The 26,594-nt window shown below is 68.7% G+C and carries 24 protein-coding genes and 1 rRNA gene; 12 read left to right on the top strand and 13 right to left on the bottom strand.

From position 1 onward, the window contains the following. Positions 1-25: 25 nt before the first annotated feature. From pstA to pstS, 3 genes are all read right to left on the bottom strand, one after another. Complete coding sequence (gene pstA, locus ACFU53_RS19820; protein WP_383993726.1) at positions 26-1,090, bottom strand: phosphate ABC transporter permease PstA; 1,065 nt, start codon at positions 1,088-1,090, stop codon at positions 26-28. Next, positions 1,087-2,094, bottom strand: coding sequence for a phosphate ABC transporter permease subunit PstC (gene pstC, locus ACFU53_RS19815; RefSeq protein WP_383993723.1), 1,008 nt, complete (start codon positions 2,092-2,094; stop codon positions 1,087-1,089). Before pstC ends, pstA begins: the two co-directional genes overlap by 4 nt. 137 nt (positions 2,095-2,231) lie before the next feature. Next, a complete protein-coding gene (gene pstS / locus ACFU53_RS19810; RefSeq protein WP_383993720.1) occupies positions 2,232-3,362 on the bottom strand; it encodes a phosphate ABC transporter substrate-binding protein PstS in 1,131 nt (376 codons plus the stop codon). 683 nt (positions 3,363-4,045) lie between these two features. On the opposite strand from pstS, the gene ACFU53_RS19805 reads away from it, so the two are divergent. Further along, positions 4,046-5,614, top strand: coding sequence for an FAD-binding oxidoreductase (locus tag ACFU53_RS19805; RefSeq protein ID WP_383993717.1), 1,569 nt, complete (start codon positions 4,046-4,048; stop codon positions 5,612-5,614). Between the two features lie 213 nt (positions 5,615-5,827). On the opposite strand, the gene ACFU53_RS19800 is transcribed toward ACFU53_RS19805, so the two are convergent. From ACFU53_RS19800 to ACFU53_RS19790, 3 genes are all read right to left on the bottom strand, one after another. Beyond that, positions 5,828-6,550: a phosphatase PAP2 family protein gene (locus ACFU53_RS19800; protein WP_383993714.1), complete on the bottom strand. Its 723-nt coding sequence runs from the start codon at positions 6,548-6,550 to the stop codon at positions 5,828-5,830. A 235-nt stretch (positions 6,551-6,785) separates the two neighbouring features. Beyond that, on the bottom strand, positions 6,786-7,793 hold the full coding sequence (locus tag ACFU53_RS19795) for an NlpC/P60 family protein (RefSeq protein WP_383993711.1): 1,008 nt from the start codon (positions 7,791-7,793) through the stop codon (positions 6,786-6,788). A 66-nt stretch (positions 7,794-7,859) separates the two neighbouring features. Next, entirely contained in the window at positions 7,860-8,192 is a 333-nt protein-coding gene (locus ACFU53_RS19790; RefSeq protein WP_383993708.1) for an ATP-binding protein, read from the bottom strand. A 228-nt stretch (positions 8,193-8,420) separates the two neighbouring features. Here ACFU53_RS19790 and ACFU53_RS19785 point away from each other — a divergent pair, with 228 nt between their 5' ends. The 3 genes from ACFU53_RS19785 to ACFU53_RS19775 are packed head-to-tail and all read left to right on the top strand — an operon-like array spanning position 8,421 to position 9,724. After that, a complete protein-coding gene (locus tag ACFU53_RS19785; RefSeq protein WP_383993706.1) occupies positions 8,421-9,266 on the top strand; it encodes a helix-turn-helix domain-containing protein in 846 nt (281 codons plus the stop codon). Positions 9,267-9,276: 10 nt separating this feature from the next. Beyond that, positions 9,277-9,474 (top strand): DUF397 domain-containing protein, encoded by a 198-nt coding sequence (locus ACFU53_RS19780; protein ID WP_383993703.1) that lies wholly within the window; start codon positions 9,277-9,279, stop codon positions 9,472-9,474. Further along, complete coding sequence (locus tag ACFU53_RS19775; protein WP_383993700.1) at positions 9,467-9,724, top strand: DUF397 domain-containing protein; 258 nt, start codon at positions 9,467-9,469, stop codon at positions 9,722-9,724. Before ACFU53_RS19780 ends, ACFU53_RS19775 begins: the two co-directional genes overlap by 8 nt. Before the next feature lie 62 nt (positions 9,725-9,786). Here ACFU53_RS19775 and ACFU53_RS19770 read toward each other — a convergent pair whose 3' ends face one another. From ACFU53_RS19770 to ACFU53_RS19755, 4 genes are all read right to left on the bottom strand, one after another. Beyond that, a complete protein-coding gene (locus ACFU53_RS19770) occupies positions 9,787-10,218 on the bottom strand; it encodes a hypothetical protein (RefSeq protein ID WP_383993698.1) in 432 nt (143 codons plus the stop codon). 152 nt (positions 10,219-10,370) lie between these two features. Further along, positions 10,371-11,018 carry a hypothetical protein gene (locus ACFU53_RS19765; RefSeq protein WP_383993695.1) on the bottom strand — a complete coding sequence of 216 codons (648 nt, stop codon included), beginning with the start codon at positions 11,016-11,018 and terminating at the stop codon, positions 10,371-10,373. Positions 11,019-11,117: 99 nt separating this feature from the next. After that, positions 11,118-11,996: an immunity 49 family protein gene (locus ACFU53_RS19760; RefSeq protein WP_383993692.1), complete on the bottom strand. Its 879-nt coding sequence runs from the start codon at positions 11,994-11,996 to the stop codon at positions 11,118-11,120. A gap of 13 nt (positions 11,997-12,009) precedes the next feature. Further along, a complete protein-coding gene (locus tag ACFU53_RS19755) occupies positions 12,010-14,655 on the bottom strand; it encodes a hypothetical protein (protein WP_383993689.1) in 2,646 nt (881 codons plus the stop codon). A 611-nt stretch (positions 14,656-15,266) separates the two neighbouring features. Here ACFU53_RS19755 and ACFU53_RS19750 point away from each other — a divergent pair. From ACFU53_RS19750 to ACFU53_RS19725, 6 genes are all read left to right on the top strand, one after another. Continuing rightward, the gene (locus ACFU53_RS19750; protein ID WP_257551092.1) at positions 15,267-15,575 is read left to right on the top strand and encodes a hypothetical protein; all 309 of its coding nucleotides are present in this window, start codon (positions 15,267-15,269) and stop codon (positions 15,573-15,575) included. A gap of 204 nt (positions 15,576-15,779) precedes the next feature. Continuing rightward, a complete protein-coding gene (locus ACFU53_RS19745; RefSeq protein ID WP_383993686.1) occupies positions 15,780-16,646 on the top strand; it encodes a hypothetical protein in 867 nt (288 codons plus the stop codon). Continuing rightward, positions 16,636-17,976 (top strand): hypothetical protein, encoded by a 1,341-nt coding sequence (locus ACFU53_RS19740; protein WP_383993683.1) that lies wholly within the window; start codon positions 16,636-16,638, stop codon positions 17,974-17,976. Before ACFU53_RS19745 ends, ACFU53_RS19740 begins: the two co-directional genes overlap by 11 nt. Then, the gene (locus ACFU53_RS19735; RefSeq protein ID WP_383993680.1) at positions 17,973-19,532 is read left to right on the top strand and encodes an SCO6880 family protein; all 1,560 of its coding nucleotides are present in this window, start codon (positions 17,973-17,975) and stop codon (positions 19,530-19,532) included. The genes ACFU53_RS19740 and ACFU53_RS19735 overlap by 4 nt, the downstream gene beginning before the upstream one ends. A 138-nt stretch (positions 19,533-19,670) precedes the next feature. Then, a complete protein-coding gene (locus ACFU53_RS19730) occupies positions 19,671-21,107 on the top strand; it encodes an ATP-binding protein (protein ID WP_383993678.1) in 1,437 nt (478 codons plus the stop codon). 90 nt (positions 21,108-21,197) lie between these two features. Next, positions 21,198-23,150: a type VI secretion protein gene (locus tag ACFU53_RS19725; protein ID WP_383993675.1), complete on the top strand. Its 1,953-nt coding sequence runs from the start codon at positions 21,198-21,200 to the stop codon at positions 23,148-23,150. 108 nt (positions 23,151-23,258) lie between these two features. Here ACFU53_RS19725 and ACFU53_RS19720 read toward each other — a convergent pair whose 3' ends face one another. Together ACFU53_RS19720 and ACFU53_RS19715 are read right to left on the bottom strand one after the other, a co-directional pair. Further along, entirely contained in the window at positions 23,259-23,645 is a 387-nt protein-coding gene (locus ACFU53_RS19720; RefSeq protein WP_383993672.1) for a signal peptidase I, read from the bottom strand. Positions 23,646-23,732: 87 nt separating this feature from the next. Continuing rightward, positions 23,733-24,299 (bottom strand): GNAT family N-acetyltransferase, encoded by a 567-nt coding sequence (locus ACFU53_RS19715; protein WP_383993669.1) that lies wholly within the window; start codon positions 24,297-24,299, stop codon positions 23,733-23,735. Positions 24,300-24,495: 196 nt separating this feature from the next. On the opposite strand from ACFU53_RS19715, the gene ACFU53_RS19710 reads away from it, so the two are divergent. Further along, entirely contained in the window at positions 24,496-25,779 is a 1,284-nt protein-coding gene (locus ACFU53_RS19710) for a sensor histidine kinase (protein WP_383993666.1), read from the top strand. Then, positions 25,776-26,447, top strand: coding sequence for a response regulator (locus ACFU53_RS19705; protein ID WP_383993663.1), 672 nt, complete (start codon positions 25,776-25,778; stop codon positions 26,445-26,447). Before ACFU53_RS19710 ends, ACFU53_RS19705 begins: the two co-directional genes overlap by 4 nt. Before the next feature lie 60 nt (positions 26,448-26,507). On the opposite strand, the gene rrf is transcribed toward ACFU53_RS19705, so the two are convergent. Further along, positions 26,508-26,594: ribosomal RNA gene (gene rrf / locus ACFU53_RS19700) — 5S ribosomal RNA — on the bottom strand; the annotation flags it as partial.

The following is a 26,594-nucleotide window of genomic DNA, read 5'->3' as shown; positions in this document are numbered from 1 at the left end:
GGGAACTGGTCGCTGTATGGCCGCGTCAGCGACCGGTCTTCGGCGCCTTCCAGCGGGCGATGCCGCGGGCCGCCAGGTTCAGGATCATGATGAAGGCGATCAGCGTCAGTGACGCCGCCCAGGCACGGTCGTACGCCGCTCCGGAGCCGCCGCTCTGCTGGAACTGCAGATAGATGTACATCGGCAGCGAGGCCTGCGGGTCGGCGAAGGGGTTCGCGTTGATGTAGGACGAACCCCAGACCAGCAGCAGGACCGGAGCGGTCTCACCGGCGATACGGGCGACCGCGAGCATCACACCTGTCGTGATACCACCGATGGCGGTCGGCAGCACGATTTTGAGGATGGTGCGCCACTTCGGCACGCCCAGGGCCAGCGAGGCCTCGCGCAGCTCGTTCGGGACGAGCTTGAGCATCTCCTCGGTGGAACGGACGACGACCGGCAGCATCAGGATGGTCAGCGCCATCGCGCCGGCGAAACCGGAGGGGCCCATCCCCAGGATCAGGATCCAGGTACTGAGGACGAACAGACCCGCGACGATCGACGGGATACCCGTCATGACGTCGACGAAGAAGGTGACGGCCTTGGCGAGCTTGCCGCGGCCGTACTCGACCAGGTAGATCGCGGTCAGCACACCGATCGGCACGGAGATGACGGCGGCGATGCCGACCTGCTCCAGGGTGCCGAGGATGGCGTGGTAGATACCGCCGCCGGGCTCGGTGGTGGAGACCACGCCCATCGAGTGGCTGAGGAAGTAGCCGTCGAGGACCTTCACACCGCGGCTGATGGTCTCCCAGATGAGGGAGACCAGCGGGAGCACCGCGAGCAGGAACGCGACCCAGACGAGGCTGGTCGCCACCCGGTCCTTGGCCTGCCGCTTGCCCTCGACGCGGGCGGCGATGCCGTACGAGCCGAGGACGAAGAGGATGCCGGCGATCAGGGCCCACTGGATGGAGCTTTCGAGGCCGGCCACGGCGCTGATGCCGAGGCCCAGGGCGATCGACCCGGCGGCGACCGCCCAGGCGAACCACTTGGGCAGGGACGCGGCGCGGAGCGTGCTCGGGCCCTTCGGGGAGAGAGTTGCGTTGCTCATGCGTTGGCCCCCGAGAACTCCTTGCGGCGGGCGATGATCAGCCGGGCCGCGCCGTTGACCAGCAGGGTGATGACGAACAGGACCAGACCGGAGGCGATGAGGGCGTCCCGGCCCATCTCGGTGGCCTCACTGAACTTGCTGGCGATGTTCTGGGCGAAGGTGCCGCCGCCCGGGTCGAGCAGACTGAGGTTGATCTCGAAGCTGGACGACAGGACCATCGCCACGGCCATGGTCTCGCCGAGCGCGCGGCCGAGGCCGAGCATCGAGGCGGAGATGACACCGGAGCGCCCGAAGGGCAGCACCGCCATGCGGATGACTTCCCACCGGGTGGCGCCGAGGGCCAGGGCGGCCTCCTCGTGCATCTGCGGGACCTGGCGGAAGACCTCACGGCTCACGTTGGTGATGATCGGCAGGATCATGATCGCGAGCAGGATGCCGACGGTGAGCATCGAGCGGGGGGCGCCGCCCTCCCACGACAGGATGCCGGTCCAGCCGAGGTAGTCGTTCAGCCAGCCGTAGAACCCGTCGAGCTGCGGTACGAGGACCAGGATGCCCCAGAGGCCGTACACGATGGACGGCACCGCGGCGAGCAGGTCGATCACGTATGCGATCGGGCCGCCCAGCTTGCGCGGGGCGTAGTGCGTGATGAAGAGGGCGATACCGACCGCGACCGGGACCGCGATGGCCATCGCGATGATCGACGAGACGATGGTGCCGAAGGCCAGGACCGCGATGCCGAAGACCGGCGGGACCGCGGTGGGGTTCCACTCGAAGGTGGTGAAGAAGTTGGCCTCGTCCTTGCTGATGGCGAGCGCGGCACGGTAGCTGAGGAACACGGCGATGGCCGCCATGAGCACCAGCAGGAAGATGCCGGATCCGCGGGAGAGGCCGAGGAAGACCCGGTCGCCGATGCGTGTGACGCCTCGGGCGGCGCGCTTGTCCTCGGCGGTCTCGGAAGTCGGTGGGGTGGGGGGAGCGGGAGTGTCTTTGGTCGATATGTCCATCAGGTTCTCCGGTCTGCGGAGCCGCCGTCGGGCGGGCGGCGGCTCGGGGCGGAGCCGCCCGCGGTGGCGGGAGACTCCTGGCGGCGGTGCACCGGACGGTGCGGCCCAGTCCCGGTGGGGACTGGACCGCACTCAGGTCAGCTCAGTTCCGAGATGGTCGTACGGACCTTGGTGATGATCTCCTCGGGCATCGGGGCGTACCCGGCCTCGGAGAGCAGCGCCTGGCCGTCCTCGGACGCGACGTAGGTCAGGAAGGACTTGGTGGCGGGCAGGGTGTCCGCCTTGTTGCCCTTGTCACAGACGATCTCGTAGGTGACGAGGGTGATCGGGTAGGCGCCCTCGGCGGTGGGCTTGTAGTTCAGCTTCAGCGCGAGGTCCTTGCCGGTGCCCACGATCTCGGCCTCGGAGATGGCCTTGGTGGCGTTCTCGACGGTCGCCTTGACCGGCTCGGCGGCACCGGTCTTGACGTCGACCGTGCTGATGCCGTCCTTGGCGTAGGAGAGCTCCATGTAGGAGATCGCGCCCTTGGTCTCCTTCACGCCCTGCGCGACACCGGAGGAGCCCTGCGCGGACTGGCCGCCCTTGGCCTCCCAGGCCTTGCCGCCCTCGTACTTCCAGTTGTCGGGGGCCGCGGCGATCAGGTACTTGGTGAAGTTGTCCGTGGTGCCGGACTCGTCCGAGCGGTGGAAGGCCTGGATCTTGAGGTCGGGCAGCGTGGCGTCGGGGTTCAGCGCCGCGATGGCCTCGTCGTTCCAGTTGGTGATCTTGCTGTCGAAGATCAGGGCGAGGGTCTTGGCGTCCAGGACCAGGTTCTCGACACCCGGGACGTTGTAACCAACGGCGATCGGACCGCCGACCATCGGCAGGTCGATGCCCTGACCGCCGGAGCAGATCTCCTTGGAGGCCGTGACCTCTTCGGGCTTCAGCGCCGAGTCGGAGCCCGCGAAGGCGACCTGGCCCTGGGTGAACGCGGTGATGCCCGCGCCCGAGCCGCTGCCCTTGTAGTTGATCACGACGTCCTTGCAGGTGCTCTGGTACTGCTTCACCCAGGCGTCGATCGCGTTCTTCTGCGCGGAGGAGCCGTCGGCCAGCAGCTGGCCCTTGGCGTCGCCGCAGTCGATGTTGCCGGCGGGCGCCGAGCTGTCGCCGGTGCCGCTCGCGCCTTCACTGGTGTCGTCGGACCCGCATGCCGTGAGGGTCAGGACGCCGGTGAGGGCGACAGCACCGAGAGAAAGGGCGCGCAGCCGGTTCTTGCGCTGAAGCTTCACTTTCGGGAGTTCCTTCCAGGAGCCGCCGTCCACATGGCGGCGTGCGAAGTCGTCGTATCAGCTTCGGGACCTGTCCAGCTGATGCCTTCAGTCCCTCAGACTGCTGTCGTCACGGGTTGCGCGCCGCATTTCGGTCCGCACCCCGCACCGGGTAAGGCCGAAATTAGGCAGATCAGGTGAAGCCGCCAATGGACGGAAGTGAACGGCGAGTGAACCCCTGCCGACAGTGCGGTGAGGTCACGGAATGCTCACGGTGAGGGCACGCGCAGATTCCGATACACGATCCCGCACCCGTCACCTCACCCACACCATCGGACTCAAGCGTTCCACATCACTCCTCCCCCCGATCAGTGACTTCAAGTAGTCGACCAACTACAGGAACAACAAATCCCCAGCTGACCCCGGCCCTACGCACACCCACCCACCCCGCCCCCCGAAAGGGGCGCGGGGAGCTGCGCGAAAAACCCGACGCGCCCGCACGGACGAACCACACCAACCGCCCCCACACCCCCCGGCGGGGGGCCTGGGGGCGGCAGCCCCCAGAATCGGGTCGAAGAGGCACAGCCCTTGGGGAGGGGGAGGGGGACGGGCAGGAGCGGCGGGGGCGAAAATCCGGGAACCCCGCCCCCGTCAACCCCGTCTCGTTCCACGACCAACCCCACGCGGCGCACCGGGAGGCGCACATGGAACGACGTATGTTCATCGGCGGCGCAGCCGCACTGACCACCCTGACGGCTGCCGCCTGTACAGGCGGCAGCGACCCGAACCCCACCGACGGCACCACCGGCGCCACGGTCACCTCCCTCCGCACGGCCGCAGCCACCGGCGCAGGCACCGCGTCCAAGGCCACCGCCGCCAACTGGTCCGCCCTCGCCCGAGACCTCGACGGCCCCCTCGTCCTCCCCGGCGACAAGGCCTGGTCGACAGCCCGCCAGCTCTACAACACCCGCTTCGACACCCTCAAGCCCACCGCGGTCGCCTACGTCGCCCACCCCGACGACATCCGCACGACCCTCGCGTACGCCAGGGCTCACGAGATCAAGGTCTCGATCCGCAACGGCGGCCACTCCTACGCGGGCTGGTCCTCCGGCAACGGCCGCCTGGTCATAGACGTCTCGAAGCTGAACAAGATCCGCGCCTCCGCGAACGAGGCGGTGGTCGGCGCCGGCGCGAAGCTCATAGACGTCTACCGCGCCCTGGCCGCGAAGGGCGTGACCATCCCCGCCGGCTCCTGCCCGACCGTGGGCGTCTCCGGCCTGACCCTCGGTGGCGGCCACGGCGTGACCTCCCGCGCCTACGGCCTGACCTGCGACAGCCTCACCCAGGCCACGCTGATCACGGCGGACGGAAAGCTGCTCACCGCGAACGCCACCACCAACAAGGACCTCTTCTGGGCCCTACGAGGCGCCGGCAACGGCAACTTCGGCGTGGTCACCGAACTCCGCTTCAAGACCCACGCGGCCCCCCAGGGCGTCACCGCGTACCTCACCTGGCCGTGGTCCAAGGCCGCCGCCGTACTGAAGGCCTGGCAGGAGTGGGGCCCGGCACAGCCCGACGAGATCTGGTCCTCCTGCCACCTGGGGAACGGGGGCAGCCCGTCCGTCTCGGTCGCCGCCTTCTCCCTCGGCACGTACGGCGAACTCGAGAACGCCCTCGACCGCCTGGCCGACCGCGTCGGCACCCCGGCCCGCAGCGTCTCCCTCAGGCGCCGCTCGTACGAGGCCGCCATGGAGGGCTACGCCGGCTGCTCCTCCTTCTCGACCGACGCCCAGTGCCATCTGCCCGGCTCGACCCCGGGCCGCTCCCCCAAGGGCGCGCTGGGCCGCGAGACGTACGCGGCCCGCTCGGACTTCTTCGACCGTTCGATCTCGTCGGCGGGTATCCAGACCCTGCTGACCCAGATCACGGGCATGAAGGGCGGGGCCGGCTCCGTCCAGCTCACAGCCCTGGGCGGCCAGGTCAACCGCGTCTCCCCCACGGCCACGGCCTTCGTCCACCGCCGCTCCCGGATGCTGGCGCAGTACCTCGCCTCCTGGAAGCGCGGCACCTCCGGCACGACGGCCCAGTCCTGGCTCAACACGGCCCACAAGTCCATGACCCGCCACGCCTCCGGCGCCGCCTACCAGAACTACACCGACCCCACCCTCACCAACTGGAAGAAGGCGTACTACGGCGACGCGGCCCCTCGCCTCACAACCTTGAAGAAGAAGTACGACCCGAACAGGTTCTTCACGTTCCCGCAGGCCCTGTAGGAGGCCGGGGTACCCGCTCGGCCTTGGCTTTGGCTTTTGGCTTTTAGGGGCGCGGGGAACCGCGCGACAAGCCACGAACCACCAGCACCCTCCAAACAACCGACCCCCGAGCCATCAGGCGCCCATTAGGCGCCCAAGGGGGTCAAAGGGGCACAAGCCCCTGAGGATGGGACGGGTAGGGGCGGCGGGGGCGAAAAGATCCCGGGCGAACCCTCAGGCCGCCAGATCCCGCTCCTCCGCCGAAGCCGCCTCGACCCGCGCCCCCGGAATCACCGCACGCCCCCCGTCCCGCCCCCGAGCCCGCACAACCCACCCCACCCGAGGCGACCGCTCTACCGCCTTCATCAACGGCGTGAGCAAAGCCATCGCGAGCGGCGAAAGCAGCAACGCGACAGCGGTCCCCAACGCGAACCCACCGATCACGTCAGTCGGATAGTGCACACCCATGTAAACCCGGATGAACCCACCAAGCAGCCCGATAACGAGCCCGACCATCCCGAACTTCCGATTGGCGACGAACAACCCCACCGCCATCGCCATGATCAGCGTCGCGTGATCGCTCACGAACGAGTAGTCGGTCTTGCCGGAGACCAGCACCTCCAGCCCCTCGTGATCGAGAAAGGGCCGAGGCCGCTCCACGAACCCGCGTATCGGCACGTTGACCAGCACGGCGATCCCGGCGGCAAGCGGCGCCCACACGAGCGCGGCCACGGACGAGGCGGCGTCCTCCCCGCCCCGCTTCCGCACCTCCCACCAGCACCCCAGGATCAGCAGCACCATCGCGAAGAGGAGCCCGTACTCACCCACGAACTCCATCACCCGGTCGAGCCAGGCCGGCGCGTCCTTGGCGAGACCGTTGATGTCGTACAGCAGCTCGACGTCGGGATTCGATCCGGATTCAGCGGCAAGTGCGGCATGCGCGGCGAGTCCAGCCATCGTGCTGCGGCCCTTTCGTCATCGTTCCCGCGACCGCACCCGTACGTGCGCCGCGCTGTGCCACCCCCGTGGTGTACGTAGTGCTTCCGCGTGAGCGTCAACGCGCTACGTCAAATAGGAACGCACACTCCCCTTCAATGCGTTCCACCCTCCACCGAATGATCACTCAGACGTTATCGAAGAGAGACACGTCTCCGCAGCTCAGGGCAGGGTTTCACGGATAATTACGGCGCTGTCAGACCGTCGTGGGCAACGCTTTCGCGCCATCTTCGGTGACCCGGGTGGCGCCGAAGTAGTCGGGGGTGTCAATCGGGTCGAACCGGATGACGGCATTCGTCCGCGGCGCGTCGATCATGTATCCGCCCCCCACATAGATCCCGACGTGCCGGATGGCCCGGGAATTGGTGAGGTCGTCGGAGAAGAACACCAGATCCCCGGGCAGCAGCTCGTCCCGCGAAGGATGCGGCCCGGCGTTGTACTGATCGTTCGCGACCCGCGGCAGCGTGATCCCCACGCTCGCGTACGCCGCCTTCGTCAGCCCCGAGCAGTCGAAGCGTCCACCCTGGTCAGCGGTGCCGTTGCCACCCCACAGATACAGCGTCCCGAGCTTCTTCTGCGCGTACGCGATGGCCCCGGCCGCCTGCTCGCTCGGATCGACCCGGGTCGTGGGCGCGGCGAAACTCTCCGACAGCGTCGTGATCGTCTTGACGTAGTTCTGGGTCTCCTTGTACGGCGGGACGCCCCCGTACTTGATGACGGCGTACGCCCCCGCGTTGTAGGAAGCGAGCATGTTCGCCGTCGGATCACCGGGTACGTCCTTCACGTACGAAGCGAGCGAGCAGTCGTACGAGGCGGCCGACGGAATCGCGTCATTCGGATCCCACACATCACGATCCCCGTCACCATCCCCGTCGAGCCCATGCGTGGCCCAGGTCCCCGGAATGAATTGCGCGATCCCCTGCGCGGCGGCATGGCTCTGCGCCTTCGGATTGAACCCGCTCTCCTGATACAGCTGTGCGGCGAGCAACGCCGGATTGATGGCGTCGCACAGATTGCCCCATTTCTGCACGAGCGTCTGATAGGCGGCGGGCACGGCCCCCTTGGCCAACCCGACCGACTTCCCGCCGATCCCGTTGGCAAGATTTCCGGCGACCAGGTAGACACCCACGACCAGCAGCATCACGAAGCTGAGCCCGGCGCTGCCGGCAGCGATCACCACGATCCACGCCTTACGCACCGTCAACCGCCCCTCACCGCGCGCCAGTCCGCCGACGGTAAGTGTAGAGCGGACCCCGCCCCGGCGGAATGATCACTCGACGGCCCCGCAGTCGACCCAGAGCAGCTTCCCACCCTGTGAGACACCGAGGTCGCGCAACACGGACACACCCCGACCCTGGGAGCAGGCACGTACGAGGTGGAGCCCACGCCCACGCTCGGCTTCGGGTTCGGCGGGTACGTCCTCGTTGAACCCCACCGGCACCAGCCAGTCCCGATCCCACACTCCCACCCGCAACCTCCCACCGATCTCCAGCACTCGCAGGGCGTACTCCTGCGCGGTGTGCCGATGAGCGTTGGTGAGCAGCTCGGTGGCCAACAGCTCGGCGGTAGGGGTGAGTTCGGAGAGGTCATGCGCGGCGAGCACGGCCCGGAGAGTGGCGCGCCCTACGCCGGGGGAACGGGGGTCTCGGGGGAGACGAAGGGTGTAGCTCCAGGACGGGGATACGGTGGCCATGGAAGTCTCCGATTACAGAGGGGAGTTGGTGCATGACCTACGATAGCGATGCCCATAAAAGGTCTTACACGGAATCTAGAAAAGCACTGATCTACCACCCGTGTGAGTGACCTGCGTGCGAAAGGAGCGGGCAAGCCCGTGAGAAGTAACCCGACGGGACGTCAACTCCGGCTGGGCACCGAGCTGCGCAAGCTCCGGGAGCGCGCCGGGCTGTCGTCCACACAGGCCAGCCGCCTGCTCGGCGTTCAACAGAACCAGATCAGCAACGTGGAGGCCGGGCGCGCCGGGGTGAGCCCCGAGCGCGTGCGTACGCTCGGCTGCCACTACAAATGCCCGGACAGAGACCTGATCGAGGCGCTCACGGACATGACCTCCGACCGCACCCGCGGCTGGTGGGAGGAATACCGCGACCGTCTGCCCGCCGCCCTGCTCGATCTCGCGGAGTTGGAGCACCACGCCGTACGCCTACGTGCAGCCGTGACTGTGCACATCCCCGGCCTGCTACAGATCATCGACCACGCCCGCGAACTGTTCCGCCAGGTCGTACCCGAGTTGTCCCCACCCGACATCGAGCACCGCGCGTCGTTCCGCATCAAGCGCCAGGACGTGCTCTTCGGGGACCGCCCGACCCCGTACGCGGCGATCATCCACGAAGCAGCTCTGCGCATGCAGTTCGGCGGACCGACCGTGGCCAGGAAACAGCTTCAGCACCTGTTGGCCATGAGCGAACGTGAGCACATCACCTTGAAGGTACTCACGTTCGATGCCGGCTCGTTCCCCGGCTCCGGACAGTCGATCTTCTACTCCGGGGGGCCGGTACCTCCGCTCGACACCGTCCATCTCGACCAGTCGCACGGGCCGACCTTCCTCGACGCCGAAGCACAGCTGTACATGTACCGGGTCCTGCTCGACCGCTTGGACGGCCTGGCCCTCAAGCCCGAGAAGTCCCGCGACTTCATCCACAACCTGATCCACGGCCTCTGAAAGGAACGACATGCCCCAGCACATGTCCTGGCAGAAGTCGTCCTACTGCGGGGCGGGCGACTCCTGCATACACATAGCCACCGACCCCGCCACAATCCACCTCACCGAATCCGCCGACCCCACCCAAGCCACCCTCGCCACCACCCCCTCCTCCTTCCGAGCCCTTCTCCACGTACTCAAACTCGACAAGGAACCCGCCCGTGTCTGACATCCCCCCGGACCTCGACTGGATCCGCGCCGCCCCCGACGACGCCACCGGCCCCGGCCCCTGGATCGAGCTGGCTTTCGGCGAGGGCAACGGCGAGGACGACCCCGAGGCCCCCGTCTACATCCGCGAGACCAGCGATCCGGACAACGTCGTGACGACGAACCGCCGCAAGTGGGACGCGTTCGTACTGGGCGTACAGGCGGGCGAGTTCGACCACTTCGTGGAGGGCGTCGAGGGGTTCGAGAAGTGAGGTGACCGTGTGCGGGCGGCAGGGAAGCCGGGATACTGCTCATCACCGTCGATGCGTCGCGACTAGTAGATCCTGAAAGTGCATCCCCCGGAGCTCTTCCCACCGTTGTTGTCAGTGACCTTCTTGCCGTCGACCTTGATCACGCACGGCGCCTGCTGAAGCGTCCCGTCAGGTTTGGTGATCGAGCCGGGGACGACGGTGACCAGGCGGTACCCCACCGTCCGCTCGGCCTCCGTGAGCTCGACGGTCTCCGTCTTCGTCCACGGCAGAGTCTGCTGCCCGGACCCGACGCTCTCAGCGTGGTAGATAACCTGTGTGGTGCCCTCACCGGAAACCTCCAGCGTCACCTCGTGGGTCGCCCCGCCGCCCGATCCACCCGACGTCGAGACACTCTCGGAAGCCTCGGCCGTCGCCTTCCCTCCACTCGTGCTCTCCTTCGAGTTCCCAGCATCGCCACCACACCCTGTAAGCAGCACCCCGGCCGCCACGAGCACGACCGCACCGGCAAGCGTCCTTCGCATGTTCCCCGTATCCCGTTTCCTGTTTCTGCTGACGACGCCGGCTCATCGCACGCCTCGGACTGCGCGGCAGCGCACAACTACTCAGCTGCTTCAGACGGGTTACTCATCGACAGGCGTCCGCCGCCTCACGGCAGCCATATCACTCCCGAGGAGGCCGGGAAATCGGGGTAACCCTGCCCCGTCCACACCGCGCCGGTGACCTCGGTGCCGGGGTCGGCGAGGACCGGTGCACACGTCTCGTACGAGGCTCCGGGCGGGAAGCTCTTGGTCTTCGGGTAGGAGTCACACGTGGCGAAGGTCCCGATGACCAGAAGTTGCCGGGCGGCGGTCCCGTCGTCGAGCAGCCCGCCCGGCGGGTCGACAGCGGCGTGGGAGAGGTCCTTCTCGCTCGCGTTCTTGATGGTCGCGCGCACGTAGTACGGCGTCATTTTCTTGGCGTCGCCGCTCAGCCCCAGCGAAGCCACATCCGCCTTGCTGCCCTTCTCGATGCCGGTGATCGTGACCTCGAGGATGCCCGCCTTCGTCCCCCCTTCATAGCTGAGCAGGGTCGGTTCTCCGAGCTTCGCCTCGGTCCCGGGCTTCGCCGTGCCGTCCTCGTTCGTGCTCGAGGTCGGGGACGGCGAGGGCTGGGGGGAACCGGTGGCGGAGACACTGGGCGCAGGCGTGTCGGGTGTGCCACCCGCCCCGTCGCCGGAACCGCAGCCGGCGAGGGTGAGCGCGAGGGCCAACGAAGCCGCGGCCGGCGCTGACCGGCGCGCGATGCGGGTTATCACGCCAGGCATCGTATGCGTGAATGCTCGCTCCACGCGCCATCGCTGGCGCTCAGTCAGTTGGTGCGGCTGTCCCGCGGCATGCGCAACTTGAAAGTCGGCTCAGGTATCGATCTCGCCCCGCCACGCGAACGTCAGCAGAGCCTTCGGCAGGTACTCCGACTCGACCTCGATGGGGAAGCCCTTGTCGTGAGCGAGGCAGGCGATGGCCAGCGGACCGAAGGCGACGAGGCCGTCACTGTTGATGGCCCGGTCGTCATCGGCGGTCCAGTACTCCTTGTGCCAGCGGAGCGCGTCGACCAGCGCCTCGTTGAACTTCTCGTGGTCCTCACGCAGGTAGCGGTAGAACAGGATGATCGGCGGATACAGGATCGAGGACATGTAGTCCTGGTCCGCCCACCGCGCCGAGTCCGGACCGGTGCCGTCCACGGCGGCGACCAGATGGTCGCCGACGCCGTCCTGGCCGAGCCAGAAGTGCTGCAAGGTCTCCACCCACGGGTAGATGTACTCGTCGAACGTCGCACCCGATTCACGCAGCAGTGAGACGGGCACCCGCGCCAGCTCGCTCAGCCGGTCGTTTTCACGGCAGATCAGCGCGAGGTAGAAGGCTTTGACCCAGCTGTCGGCGTTCACGTTGGGCTGGGGCCCGGTCGCCGGAAGCTTCCACTCCTTCTCCTTGATCCGGCAGGTCAGGGTTCGCCCCTCGGGCACGGTGGCCAAGGCGAACCGCGCGTGGCCCAGTTGCATCGCAGTGACCCAGGCCTCCCAGGTCTCGAACTCCTCGGCGTCCGGGTCCACCTCGCATCGGGCCATGGCAAAGGTCAGCGTCGTGTCCAGTGCTCGCCGCCGGGCCATGTCCGACTGTTCGAGGCGCTCCAGCACCCGCGCCACGGACCCCGTCAACGCTTCGAGACCCGCTGCCGTATCGACGTGGGCGGCGAGGCTCGGAGGGTCGTCATGCCGAAGAATGCGCGTGACCACTGGTTCTCTCCTCTTAGTCAATCTTGAAGTGCTCCAGCTTCGCACCAGCGTAGGTGCCTGGATTCTCCGCCGCCTTCACCATGACGTACTTCAGCTTGCCGCTCTCGAGTGCCTCGGATATCAGGTCCGCGAGGTCGCCGTTGGTCACGGGCTTCCCCTTGGCGTCCAACACTGGGTTGCCCGCGCTGTCTGTCGCCCCGAGCTTGTAGTTCTTCTCCATCTGAAAGAGGATCGTCTCGATATAGGGCCGCGTACCCTGCTGCACCATCCAGCCCTCTGCATCGCCGGTGCCCTTGCGCCACATCGGATTCGCCTGGGGTGCCTTCGCCTCCGCGATGACAAGCGTGCCGTCATCCAGCCGGTACAGCTGGTCGAACATGTTCGCGCCGTTCGACGTCTTCGGCAGGTCGATCCACTGGGCGTCCGGGAACCGCTGCGGAATGACATGCCGCATGGCCGCCTGCTCACCCAGCGCCTCGGCGATCGAACTGTTGTTGGGCCGCCCCGGGAGCTGCGCGTCGAACGCGTTCTGCGCGCTGTTGAGCTTCGTCAGGTTCTCGGGAGAGGGATCACCCCTGTACGCCCGCTCGGCGTTGGTGAGGTCCTTGGACACCTTCCGGTCCATCGCGGCGTCGTCGAGGTGACCGATCTGGTCGGTCCGGACCGACCCGCGATCGAATGTCCCGGGGTCGAGCGTGCTCTTCGCGCCCGGCTTCGGCGGCAGGGAGTCCTTGGCGATCCAGCTGCCGTCCGAGTCCTTGGCCAGGATCGGCAGCTCGTCCCCGTTCTCGTCGAGCGTCTTGATGCTCTTACGGTGGCCGTCAGAGCGGTAGAAGTTCTCGAACCAGGTCTGATCGCTATCGTTCGCCCTCCTGATCTGCTCCTCGATGATCTTCTTCTGCTCTTCGGGGGTACGTTCGCGCGCCTGCTGCCCCTCGTCCGCGGCCCCGGCGCCGTTGTCCACCGCGTCCCCGGCCCCAGCGGCCTCGTCGCCGGAACGGCCCGCGTCCCCGGCCTCCTCGTCGCCTGCCCGCCCCGCGTCATCCCCGGTACGCCCGAGATCGTCCAGCCCCCCGCTCCCGCCGGACCCCCCATCGCGCCCCACTGGCGCGTTTTCGCCGGTACGGCCCCCGGCGCCGCCCACGTTGTCGCCCCCGCGCCCGCCCACGGCCGCCGTATCACCCCCACGACCGCCCACAGCCACGGAGTCACCCACCCGCGTCCCGGCCCCGGCCCCCACCAACTCACCCTCGCCCCGAGCCCCCGGCGTCTGCTCCTGCCGAGCCGCGGCCTCCCCCGCCCGCTGCTCCGCGGTCGCCTCGTGGCGGATGCTGTCGAGGGACTCCCGTACCGTCCCGTCGGCGTTGTGCATGACCAGCGTCTTGGTGTCGAGGTAGACGACCTCGCCCTTGGGAGTCTCCATACGGACGGTGTTCTCGGGGGTCAGCCCGGCCGGGAGGTCGTCGGCGAGATTCGGGGAGTCGGCGATCTGGTATGTGCCCTCACCCAGCCGGATGTGCGTGCCGTCGGTGATGCCGCGCAGGCTCGCCATCACGTCACTGATCTTCACCCCCGTCGAGCCGACACCCTTCGCGATGTACGTCATCGGATCGACGATCCGCCCCGCCTTGCCCGCGAAGGAGATGGCCTTCGCGATCGCCCCGGCTTTGGCGGTCCCGGCGACCGCTCCGCCCGCGCCACCCGTGAAGACGGTCGTCAGGACGTTGAAGGTGACCGCCCCCGCCGCACGGGACGGGTTCTTGCCCCACTCGTCGTACGCGATGAGCGCCTTGCCGGTCTCCACGACGGCCGTACGGGAGTCACGCAGCCAGGAGGGCAGCTTGTCGTCGGGGGCCAGCCAGTACGCGGCACCGACGACCGGTACGGCCGTGATGACGATGCCTGTCAGGAGCTTCCCCAGCCCCGTCCACGCCTGCCCGGCCGCGTCCCAGCCGTCCACGCCCACCAGCGTGCCGAGCCCCCGGATGGTCCCCCACACACCGTCGACGAAGAAGCCGACGGTGAAGTCCCAGGCGTGCTCGTGGAAGTAGTACCAGGGGTTGGACTCCTCGACGACGTCACCCCACGGCAGACCGCCGACGTTGTTGAGGTCCTCGGCGCGGTAGCCGTACATGTTCTCTTTGTTCGAGCCGTCGTTGACGACGAGCGGCTCGCCGCCGACCAGCGCGACGATCTTGTTGTGGCAGGCCAGTTCGGCGGCCTGGAAGGCGGACCAGGCTGCGTTCACCGCGTTGCGGCGGGCCGTGTTCTCGTCGATGAGGTCGCCGTCCGCGACCCACTCGTCGTCGTCCGCGACGCGCCGCTCGAAGGCTGCCGCCTCCTCGCGGAGCGAGTTGAGCCTGTCGACCAGGGGCCGGACCTCGGCCGCGTAGTCGAGCAGCGCCTTGGAGACCGTGCCCAGTTCGGTCTGCAGGTCGTAGCCGGCCGCCGCGACCGGCGCGGTGGTCGCGAAGAGCTGGTCGGCCTCGGGGGCCTTGTAGAAGGGTTCCAGCAGGTTGAAGTTGGCGTCGATCAGCAGGCCCGCGGCACCGATCGCCATCCCGTCGAACTGGATGTCGCCGGCGTCCGTCTCCAGCTGCTCCAGATTCCCCGTGAACTCCGGTATCTCGGCCGAGACAACGGGCTTCTCCTCGCTCACGCCTACCCCCGTGGACGCCCTCGCAGATTCGTTCCCTCAACTCGACACCCGGCGCCCACACCTGACGCATGGACAAACACGGACACCCAGTCGATCATTTGTACCAAAATTGCGATCGCGACCCCATGCACTTCTGGCCAAAGCTCGGCCCTCGGGAACATCCGGCCCCCACACACGACCCTTACGTCCCCATCAGGCACACTCGAACCCCGGAGAACACCGGATCGACAGAACAGGGCCGACACCCCGTCAGAAGCGGGGCCGGACCAGCCTCCTGAGGTCACGAAAGGGGAATAACGACGGAACCACACCACAGGTTTCGGTTCACCCTCGTTGCCCGGCGTGACCTGCCGTGATACACAGAGTGACGATACGACCCCTCGTTTACCGTTCCGCGCCCCCCGTTAGGGTCCCTCGCGGGTCGGTGGCAAGGGATCCGTACGAAAACCGCCAATCAATGACGCCAAGTCGACATACGACAGCGTCATTGTCGGCGAGAATGGGCCCGACCTCTGCGCACCCGCGCGGAGGAGTGCGGTGCGGACGCCGAGGCTCCCGTGCTGCACAGCCAGCGAAGACAACAGAACTACCCACTAGGGGCGGTGACTTACATGTTCGTTGCGGCCGACAAGGGCGACATCACCACCATCATCGGCGGAATCGCCCCAGACTGGGGGCCTTTCGGCAGCCTGGGCAACGAGGCACGCGTGATGATCGAGGTCGTGATGGCGGTCGCCATCCTCCTCTGCCTCGGCATCGCGATCTGGGGTGCGGCCAAGCAGCGCATCGGCGCGACCGCCCTCCGCGACACCTTCAGCGCCGAACAGGGCAAGGGCCTCATCGTTGCCGGCCTCACCGGCGTCTTCATCATCGGTTCACTGGGCACGCTCTTCACCATCGTGTACGGCATGGCCGTGTAGCGCGGCGGCCGGCCCTCGCCCCGGCCGGGCCGCCGACTTCGCCCGGTTCCCCCTTTCACCCCACCCGTCCGTCGTGCCCACCGGCTGAGGTTGCGTTTCCCTGATGTCGAGTCTCCACACCGCGCCCGCGCGGGAACCAGCGCGGCTACCGTCGTACTGCTACGCCTTTCGGTACGACGTCGAAGTTGAAGGGGCGACTGCGGCATGAGTCTCGGCGACGAGCACGGGCACGGCGACTCCTCGCACTCCGGTGACAACGGGGCGTACGGGGGCTACGCCGGCACCGGCCAGACCCGAACCCGCTTCCCCGAAGGCGGCGGCGACCCCTACGGCGGCACCCCCCGCCGCCCCCGCTCCTCCTCCAGAAGCCTCGTCACCATCGTCGGCGTGGTCGTCCTCCTCATCGCCGCGATCGCCTTCGCGAACCGGGGAGGCGGCGACTCCGACACCGACGGAGGTTCCGGCGACGCCAAGACGGAGACCGCGCCTACGGCGGCTTCGGGGGAGCGGCCGGTCACCACGAAGACCGGTGGCATCCCCTCCGGCTTCGCCCACGACCAGCAGGGCGCCGAATCGGCGGCGGCCAACTACTCCGTGGTGCTGGTCTCCGCCGACATCCTCAAGCCCGTCCGGCGAAGTGAGATCGTCCAGCAGGTCTTCGCCGCCGACAAGTCGGCCGATCTGGAAGACAGTCTGAACAAGGTGTACAGCAAAGACTTCCTGACCAAGGTCGGACTGGACGAGGACGGCAACGCATCAGCCGGCAGCACGTACGTCTCACGCACCATGCCGGTCGGCACCACCACCACGAGCTACTCGGACAGCACCGCGACCGTCGAGGTCTGGTGCACAGGTGTGTTCGGCATGGCGTCGGAGAGCACGACCAACCCGGTCACCAGCGACTGGTTCACCATGACCCTCCAACTGCGCTGGGAGAACGACGACTGGAAGGTCGACAGCTTCGCGCAGAAGGAAGGCCCCGCGCCGGTCAACGGCGACAACAAGGTCTCGGCGTCCGACGAGATCTCGAAGGCCGTCGAGGAGTACGGAGGGTTCACCTATGCCCGGTAGGCCACGCCGCGTACTCGAGGTCACCGCAGCCTTCACAGCTGTACAGACCGCGCTCGTCCTGCTGGCGACGCGTGCCGTCGCAGCTCCTACGCCGTCACCCTCGCCGTCGCCCAGCGGCGACTCCTGCTCACTGCTCTCCGGCGCGGCCCGGGAGTACTGCGAGAGCGACAACGGAGGTGGCGCCGGCGGTGGTGGTTCGGGCACCACTCCCAACGACCTCACCACCACCCTCGACCCCCTCTCCTCCCTCGCCCAAGGCTGCGCCGACGCCGCCTCCTGGACCGTCGACAAGCTCTCCGAGGCCGTCAACGAGACCGCGGACGTCGACTTCACGAACATGACGTTCCTGAAGCAGTACGCCGTCGTCTTCGCGGCCTCGGCGATCCTCACCCTCGTGCTCTGGCTGCTCGCGGTGACCAAGCGAGCCGTACGCGGCGTGCCGTTCACGACGGCCATCTCGGAAGCCGTCGGGTTCCTCTGGCTGACCGTGCTGGCGTCAGCCTTCACCCCCCTGATCCTCTACACCGTCGTCTCGGCCACCGACGGCGTCAGCGACATCATCGCCCAGACGACCGGCAACCAGACGGACACGTTCTTCGGCACGTTCTCCGAGGCCCTGAAGCAGGGCAACGACATCGGCGGCGGCCCGATCATGCTGATCCTGGTGTCGCTGATCTCCATCGTGGCCGCGGGCGTGCTCTACATGGAGCTGTTCCTGAGGGCCGTCCTGCTCTACGTCGGTGCCCTGCTCGGCGTGGTGGTCTACGCGGGCCTCGTCGACAAGGACCTGTGGGGCCATGTCCGCCGCTGGGCGGGAATCATGATCGCGATCATCCTCGTCAAGCCGGTCATCGTCATCGTGCTCGGCCTGGCCGGCGCCCTGACCACGGAGGAGGGCCCCGACTCCCTCGCCGCGATCGTCTCCGGCCTCGCCATCATCCTCCTGGCCATCTTCGCCTCCGGGATGATCTACCGCTTCGTCCCGGGCTTCGGCGACGAGATCGCCAACTCCCGCAACAACCGCATCATGCGCGGCGCCGAAGGCAAGGCCGCCGCCGTGATCAGCTCCCCGGCCAGCCTCGTCGCCCAGGGCATCAAGACCCACAGCTCCCGGGCCGACAACAACGGCGGCGGAGGCGGAAGCAGCACCCCCCGCCCGGCCAACCCCGCATCCGGCGGCGTGGCCGCCCACAGCTCGCGCACCGCGAACGGAGGCGGCGGAACTGTCCCCTCCGCCGCACCCCCGCCCCGTACGAGCCCGGTCAACACCCCCCACGCCGACAACACCCGCAACAGCAGCTCCAACCGCACGGGAGGTGAAGGGCGTTGACGACCGAGTCCCACCTGTCCCATCCGGTCACGCCCCGCCGTACATATCTGATCGGCCGCGCCCGGCCGAACGCGATCATCGGCCGGAACCGCGAGTCCGGCGAGATCGCGTTGATCATCGCGGGCGCGTTCCTCGGCATGATGTGCGGCCTCCTCGTCCCGGTGCTCGTCCCGCGCATCGCCCTGCTGACGGGCTTCCCGATGCTGGCGCTGGCCGCGGTGTACGTGCCGTACAAGCGGCGGACGTTCTACAAGTGGTTCGAGATCAACCGCAGTTACAAGCGCAGCCTGCGCAGCGGCACGACGTACCGCTCCGCCAACATGGAGGCCGGTACGCGCCTCGACGGCCGTGAGGTCGAGGTCGGGCCCCCGCCGGGCATCGGCCGCATCACCTGGCTGGCCGCGCCCTTCGGCCCCGACGAGATCGCCGTCCTCCTCCATGCCGACCGCCGAACCGTCACCGCGGCCATCGAGATCGAGGGCCCGGGCGTCGGCCTGCGCGACTCCGAGGACCAGGAAGCCCTCGTCGACCGCTTCGGCACCCTCCTCAAGCACGTGGCCAACGGCGACGGCTTCGTCACCCGCCTGCAGATGCTCGCCCGCACGCTCCCGGCCGACCCGGACGCCCACGCCAAGGACGTCTCCCAGCGCGGCGACGAGCGCGCCCCGGGCTGGCTGCAGCAGTCGTACGACCAGCTGCAGTCCATGGTCTCCACGAGCAGCGAGCAGCACCGCGCGTACCTCGTCGCCTGTATGCACTACACCCGCGAACTCGCCGCCGAGGGCCACGCCATGGCCCGCGCGGCCCGCCCGCAGCAGGGCCGCAAGCTCGACAAGGACGCGGGCCTCGCGGTCGTCATGGCCCGTGAACTGACGGACATCTGCTCGCGCCTCCAGGAGGCCGACATCCGCGTACGGCAGCCGCTGGGCCAGGGCCGCCTCGCCTCCCTCATCCACTCCATGTACGACCCGGACCACCCCATCGACCACATCCAGGCCATGACCAAGCGCAACGCCTGGCCGGCCGAGCTGGACGCGATGGAGCCGGACTACCTCCAGGCCAAGACCCGCGAGTCCTCCACCCGCGCCCCCTGGTGCCACGCCACGGCCTGGGTGAAGGAGTGGCCGATGACCCCGGTCGGCGTCAACTTCCTCGCGCCGCTCCTGGTCCACACCCCGGACGTCATCCGCACGGTCGCCGTCACGATGGACCTCGAACCCACCGAGGTCGCCATCGAGCGCATGCTGACGGAGAAGACGAACGACGAGGCGGAGGCGTCCCGCGCCGCCAAGATGAACCGCACCGTCGATCCCCGTGACGTGGCCTCCCACTCCCGCCTCGACCAGCGCGGCGAGGACCTCGCGAGCGGCGCGGCCGGCGTCAACCTGGTCGGCTACATCACCGTCTCCTCCCGCTCCCCGGAGGCCCTGGCGCGCGACAAGCGGACGATAAGGGCCTCGGCCGGCAAGTCGTATCTGAAGCTGGAGTGGTGCGACCGCGAACACCACCGGGCCTTCGTCAACACGCTCCCGTTCGCCACCGGAATCCGAAGGTAGGGCCACCGCGATGCGGGATCATCCGGACCAGCAGGGCTCACGGCCGCAGTCGGAACAGAAGTCGGAACAGAAGTCGGGACACCCGCGAGGCGCACGGCCGCAGTCGGGACCGAAGTCGGGACAGGAGGTACGTCGCTGATGCGGGACCCGATGTCCGCCCTCACGGACGCCTTCACGTCCTTCCTCTTCGGCAAGGTCGAGACGACCCGCCTCCCCGTGCGCACCTCCACGGGCCAGGCCCAGGCGGTCTACCTCCCGACCGCCGCCCCCGGTCTCGGTGACTCCGGCGTGATCATCGGCCGCGAGGTCTACTCCGGCAAGGGCTACATCTACGACCCCTTCCAGCTCTACGGCCAGCAGCTCCCCGCCCCGCACTGGCTCGTCCTCGGCGAGTCCGGCAACGGCAAGTCGGCCCTGGAGAAGACCTACGTCCTACGGCAGTTGCGCTTCCGCGACCGCCAGGTCGTCGTCCTCGACGCCCAGGGCGAGGACGGCGTCGGCGAATGGAACCTCATCGCGCAGGAGCTGGGAATAACTCCCATCCGCCTGGACCCGACGGCCGCCCTGGACACGGGCATCCGCCTCAACCCTCTCGACCCCTCGATCACCACGACCGGCCAGCTGGCCCTGCTCCGCACGATCATCGAGGTCGCGATGGGCCACGGCCTGGACGAGCGCTCCGGCTTCGCCCTCAAGGTCGCCCACGCCTATGTCAACGAGACGATCGTCGAACGCCAGCCGGTCCTCACCGACATCGTCGAGCAGCTCCGCCACCCCGAGCCGGAGTCCGCGGAGGCGATGAACGTCGCCATAGACGACGTACGGGCGTGGGGCCTGGACGTGGCGCTGGTCCTGGACCGCCTGGTCGACGGTGACCTGCGCGGCATGTTCGACGGCCCCACGACGGTCGGCATCGACCTCGACGCCCCCCTGATCGTCTTCGACCTGTCCCACATCGACCGGAACTCCATCGCCATGCCCATCCTCATGGCGATCGTCGGCGTGTGGCTGGAGCACACCTGGATCCGCCCCGACCGGAAGAAGCGCATCTTCCTGGTCGAGGAGGCCTGGCACATCATCAACAGCCCCTTCGTCGCCCAGCTCTTCCAGCGTCTGCTGAAGTTCGGCCGACGGCTCGGTCTGTCCTTCGTCGCGGTCGTCCACCACCTGTCCGACGTGGTCGACGGCGCGGCGGCGAAGGAGGCCTCGGCCATCCTCAAGATGGCGTCGACGCGGACGATCTACGCCCAGAAGGCGGACGAGGCGAGGGCGACGGGCCGCGTACTGGGCCTGCCGCGCTGGGCGGTGGAGATCATCCCCACCCTCACCCCCGGCATCGCCGTCTGGGACGTCAACGGCAACGTGCAGGTGGTCAAACACCTGATCACCGAGACCGAACGCCCCCTGGTCTTCACCGACCGCGCGATGACCGAATCGTCCGCCGACCACCTGCTGGAAGGCGACGACGCCCTGCGCGCCGCCGAACTGGAGGCGGAGGAACGGGCGGCCGCGTTCGTCGAACACCGACTGAGCGAGGTCGACGGATACGGCTCCTCCGAGTCGACAGTGGCCTGAGCGGGACCAGGGACGAGCCGGAACAAGCAGGGCAGGGCGAGGTAACGGCGTGAACGGCGGCGGAGGAAACGGCGTGAACGGCGGCGTGCGATGAGACCGGACGACCGGCACCCCGGGCAGGGCGGAGGCGGCATCCCCGACGGGCTGCTGATCGCCCTCCTCGGCTTCCTGGTGGGCCTGACCCTGCTGGTCTGGTCGGCCACCGGCCTGGCCGGCCTCTTCGCCCACGGCGCCTGGCCCGACGCCATCACCTTCAGCCGTACGCCCCTGGCCGTACGCAACCTGGTCTCCGCTCCCCAGGACCTTGCCGCCGCCTGGCCGGACACCCCCGCCGGCCAACTCTCCGGCTACGGCCTCTTCTGGGGCCTCTTCATCAGCCAGCTCATGATCCTCCTCGTCCTGACCGTCTTCGTGATGGGCACGCTGGCCCGCTGGAGGACCGTACGGACGCGGGAGAACGCGGCACGGGGCCAGGGGAAGGGCGGCGCCGCAGCGGGTGCGCCGACCGAGTCACCCGGCCACGTCACACCGCACGCCGGAGGCTACGCCCACCACCCGGGCCCGGCCGCCGGGACACCGACCGACTCGGCCGGCCATGTTCCGGCGCATGCCGACGGATACGGCCGACACGGAGCTCCACCCGCCACCGCCGCCCCCGGAGGCCCGGCCACTCCTGTTCCACCGACCGACGGGGCCCACACCGGCAGCCCCGTCCCACCGGGCACCGGAGGCCAAGGCGGCAGCACAGCTGCGCAGCCCGCCGGAACACCCGGGTACTCTTCCCCACCCGCCACGCCCACCAGCCCGTTCCCGGACCCCCGACAGGGCACCACTCCTGTCCCCCAGCAGGGCAGCATCCCGGCCGCTCACAACGGCTTCGCCTCGGTTCCCCTCGCGGCGGCGAGCGGGCCCGTGACCGGGACCGGTGCGGGTGGCGGGGCCGGCCCGCACAGCACAACCGGAATCGGCACGGGCCCCACAGCAGCGCCCGGTGCTGGAGCCGGACCCGCAGAACACCCCGCCGCTCCCCTCACCCACCCCCGGTCCGCAGGAGCAGAGCTTTCGGCGGTTCCCTTCGCCTCCGGCGGCAATCACCCGGGCGGCTGGGCGAACACGACCCCCTCGGTGATCCTCGGCCCCGCCGAGTCCCGTCGCCCCGCCGCCGCCCAAGCCGTACGCGACGCCGAGGGCCCCGCCCTGGTGGTCACCTCAGACCCCACCCTCTGGTCGGACACGAAGGACGCCCGCGCGAAGCTGGGCCCGGTCCTCCTCTACGACCCCGCGCACCGCTGCGACACCCCGGCCCGCCTCCACTGGTCCCCCATCGCCGGCTGCGAGGACAAGCCGACGGCGGTGGCCAGGGCGGCCGCCCTCCTCGCCCCCATCCGCCCCACCGCCAAGATCGACCAGGCGATGGCGGACACGGCGGAAACACTTTTGCGCAGCTACCTGCACGCCGCCGCCATAGACTCCCGCACCATCCGCCACCTGCACCGCTGGGCGCAGGGCAGCAACGTCCAGGAAGCGGTACGCACCCTCCGTACGAACCCGAAGGCGGCCCCCGGCGCGGCGGGCGAACTGGAGTCGGCCCTCACTTCGCACCCCGAACGCCGGGACATCGCACAGCAGTTGACGGCCCGCGCCCTCTCCGCCCTCTCCACGGTCAACGTCCGGGAATCCTGCACCCCGAACCGAGCGGACTCCCTGGCCCTGGATTCCTTCGTGCACGAGGGGGGAACGCTCTATGTGGTCGGCGACCCCATCGAGGACCCCAAGGCGAATCCTTCCGCCATGCCACTTCTGACGGCCCTCGCCTCAAGCGTGGTCGAGCGCGGCCGGCGCATGGCCGAACGGTCATCCTCCGGTCGCCTCGACCCACCACTCACCCTGGTCCTGGACGACGTGGCAGCCGTGGCCCCGCTCCCCCAGCTCCCCGCCCTCCTGACCTCCGGCCACGACCGGGGCCTCCCCACCCTGGCCCTCCTCCGCTCCCGCGAGCAGGCCAGATCCCGCTGGCCGAACCACGAACTCCCGCTGTCGTAACGACTGTTCGCCACCACGATTCAGGAACCGTCACGACGCATCAGGACCGTCACGACGCATCAGGACCGTCACGACGGATCAGGAACCGTCACGACCGATCGGGGCCCGTCACCCGCTCGGCTGCCCGCCCTCCTGAGACACCGCGTACCCGGAAACGGACGGCCACCGCACGGTCAGCACCACCGACTCCTCCTCCGCGACCCAGGAGTGGTCCACCCCACGCCCCCAGACGACATAGTCGCCCTGGCGCTCCAACACGACGCTACGGCCGGGGAAGTCGACCCGGAAGCGACCGCTGATCAGTACCTGCAGGGCGGTACGTTCCTCACCCCGGACCCACTGCGCGCGCGTGTCGCCCTGCGGGTGGACCCCCCACTTGATCTCCACCTCGTCACTCCGACGAGGATCGCCATCGGCCTTGAAGTGCCCGAGCAGCCAGCCACTGTCCAGCGCCGCGTCCTTGCCCGCATTGCCCACATACACGCTGTCGTCCATGCCGCCGAACGCTAACACCAGCCCGCCCGGCACCCGCGCCTACGCCTACGCCTACGCCTACGCCTACGCCTACGCCTACGCCTACGCCTACTGCAGCACGTACTCCAACTCCCGCCCCTCGTCGCCCTCGACGGTCACCCCACTGCCCACGAACCCGACCCGCCGATAGAACGCGGCGGCCCGCCCGTTCCCCTCATTCACGAACAACCGCACCCGCTCGACCCCGGCCTCCCGGGCCCACTCCAGCGCGGCCGCGAACATCGCCTCGCCCACGCCCTTCCCCCGGTGCCCGTCGCGCAGGAACACCCCCACCAGATGCCCCTGCCGCCGCTCGACGATCCCCCCGAAGAAGTCCCGCATCCCGGCCTCCTCCACGAGCACGGTCACCGTCCCGACCCAGCCACCGTCCCCGCTCTCCACAACGAACTGCCGCCGCTCCCGAACCCCCTCCGCGGCCCCCGCCGTCCGCTCCTTCCAGAACGCGTCCGGCCGCGCCTCGGCATCCTCGTACGTCTCCAAGAACGCGAGATGCGCCACCGGATCCAACAACGCGGACAACCGCAACTCCCGTACGGCCCGCCACTCATCAGCCCGAACGGCCCGCACCACATACCCCTCGGGCACGGCACTCCCAGCACTCACCACCAGATCCATACCGGCCACGGTAGTACCGGGGTACTACACCCTTCATTCGATTTCCCGCCCCGGCCGGACGCCCCGCCGCCCGTTCCGGCGGACCATCGAGAACGGACAACTGACCGCAGCTGTCGACGTCGAAGGAGCCCCACGGGGACCCCACCCACTGCCCCCTCCCATACCCCCACCCACACAAAGGTACGAGGATGCCCCCGTGACAAGCGACGGCACCCAGCCCGACTGGCAACCGACCGGCCCCCAACCCCTCACCCACCACTTCCAACGCCTCACCCACCGAGCCCGCGACCTCGACCGCCGCCGCCCCCTCCTGTGGGACCTGCTCGTCACCGCCTCCTTCGTAACGGCCGCCCTCATCGACTACACAAGCGGCGGATGGCGGAACGTCGCAGAGAACCCCACACTCCCCGGCTGGCTGATCACCACGCTCTCCCTAGGCCTCAGCGTCCCGCTCATCGGCCGCCGCACCCACCCCTTCCCGATCCTCCTGACGATGCTCCCGTTCGCCGTCGTCAACACCTGGACCGGCGCCTTCCTCCAGGCCTCGATGCTCCTCCTGGTCGCCCTCTTCCACGTAGCGCTACGCACCCGCCAGCGCACCCTGCTCTGGTCGTACGCCCTGACCGTCCTCCCCTTCGTGGTCGGCGGCCTCCGCTACCCCGCCGACCAGGGCTTCGACCAGAACGTCGTCCCGGCCGCGATGAGTCTGGCCCTCGCGGCGCTCGCCGGCATAGCCGTCCGCACCCGCAAGGAGCACCTTGCCTCCCTCGTCGAACGCGCCCGCCAGCTCGAAGTCGAACGCGACCAACAGCTCCGCCTCGCCGCCGCCGCCGAACGCGCCCGCATAGCCCGCGAGATGCACGACATCATCGGCCACAACCTCTCCGTCATCACCGGCCTCGCCGACGGCGGCCGCTACGCGGCACCGAAGAACCCCGCCCGGGCCACCGAAGCCCTCACCGCCATATCCAGCACCAGCCGCCAGGCCCTCGGCGAACTACGCCGTCTCCTGGACGTCCTGCGCGACGACCCCGAAGACACCACGGCACCACCCCAACCGGCCGACCTCACCCCCCAACCCACCCTCACCGACCTCGACCACCTCATCACCGGCGTACGCTCCGCAGGCCTCCCCGTCCACACCGCCATCCACGGCACCCCCGCCCTTCCCCCCGGCCGCCAGCTCACCGTCTACCGCGTCATTCAGGAAGCCCTCACCAACACCCTCAAACACGCCGGCCCCGGCGCCACGTCACAACTCCTCATCTCCTACGAGGACACCGGCGCCGTCTCCCTCACGATCACCGACACCGCCCGCACCACCCCCACCCCGCCTTCCTCGGCGAACGGCGGCCGCGGCCTCCCCGGCATGCGCGAACGAACAGCCCTGTACGGCGGCACACTTGAGGCCGGCCCTCTCCCCCACCCGCGACGCGGCTGGCGAGTCCACCTTCACCTCCCGGAGGAAACCCCGCAGTGACCACCGTCCTCATCGCCGACGACCAGCCCCTCCAGCGCCTCGGCTTCCGCATGCTCCTGGAGAGCCAGGACGACATGACGCTCGTCGGCGAGGCCCCGGGCGGCAGCGAGGCGGTCCGTATGACGGCCGAGCTCCACCCCGACGTGGTCCTGATGGACGTCCGCATGCCCGGCCTCGACGGCATCGAGGCGACCCGGCGCATCGTCTCCGCGGGCGACCGGACCCGCGTCCTCATCCTCACCACGTTCGACCTCGACGAGTACGCCTACGCAGGCCTTCGCGCCGGCGCCTCCGGCTTCCTGGTCAAGGACGCGCTCCCCGAGGAACTCCTCTCCGGCATACGAGCCGTCGCCTCCGGAGACGCGGTCGTGGCCCCCAGCCTGACCCGCCGCCTCCTCGACACCTACGCCCAGCGCCTCCCCGCCCCCGGAGAGCCCACCGATCCCGCACTCCCGGACCCACGCCTCTCGCCTCTCACAGACCGCGAACGGGAAATCCTCACCGTCATCGGCAAAGGCTGGACGAACACCGAGATAGCCGCCCGCCTCCATCTCGCGGAGTCGACGGTCAAGACCCACGTGGGCCGCGTCCTCGCGAAGACCGGGTCACGGGACCGCATTCAGGCAGTGATCCTGGCGTACGACGCGAAACTGGTGGAGCCGTCCTGAATTCCGACCCGGAAACGCAGAAAGGCCCACACCATAAGGTGTGGGCCTTTCGCAATATTTGTTCGGCGGCGTCCTACTCTCCCACAGGGTCCCCCCTGCAGTACCATCGGCGCTGTAAGGCTTAGCTTCCGGGTTCGGAATGTAACC

The sequence above is a fragment of the Streptomyces sp. NPDC057474 genome, assembly GCF_042802555.1.
Lineage (GTDB): Bacteria > Actinomycetota > Actinomycetes > Streptomycetales > Streptomycetaceae > Streptomyces.
Note: the sequence above shows the minus strand (reverse complement) of the source record. Positions and strands in the feature narration are given on the sequence as shown.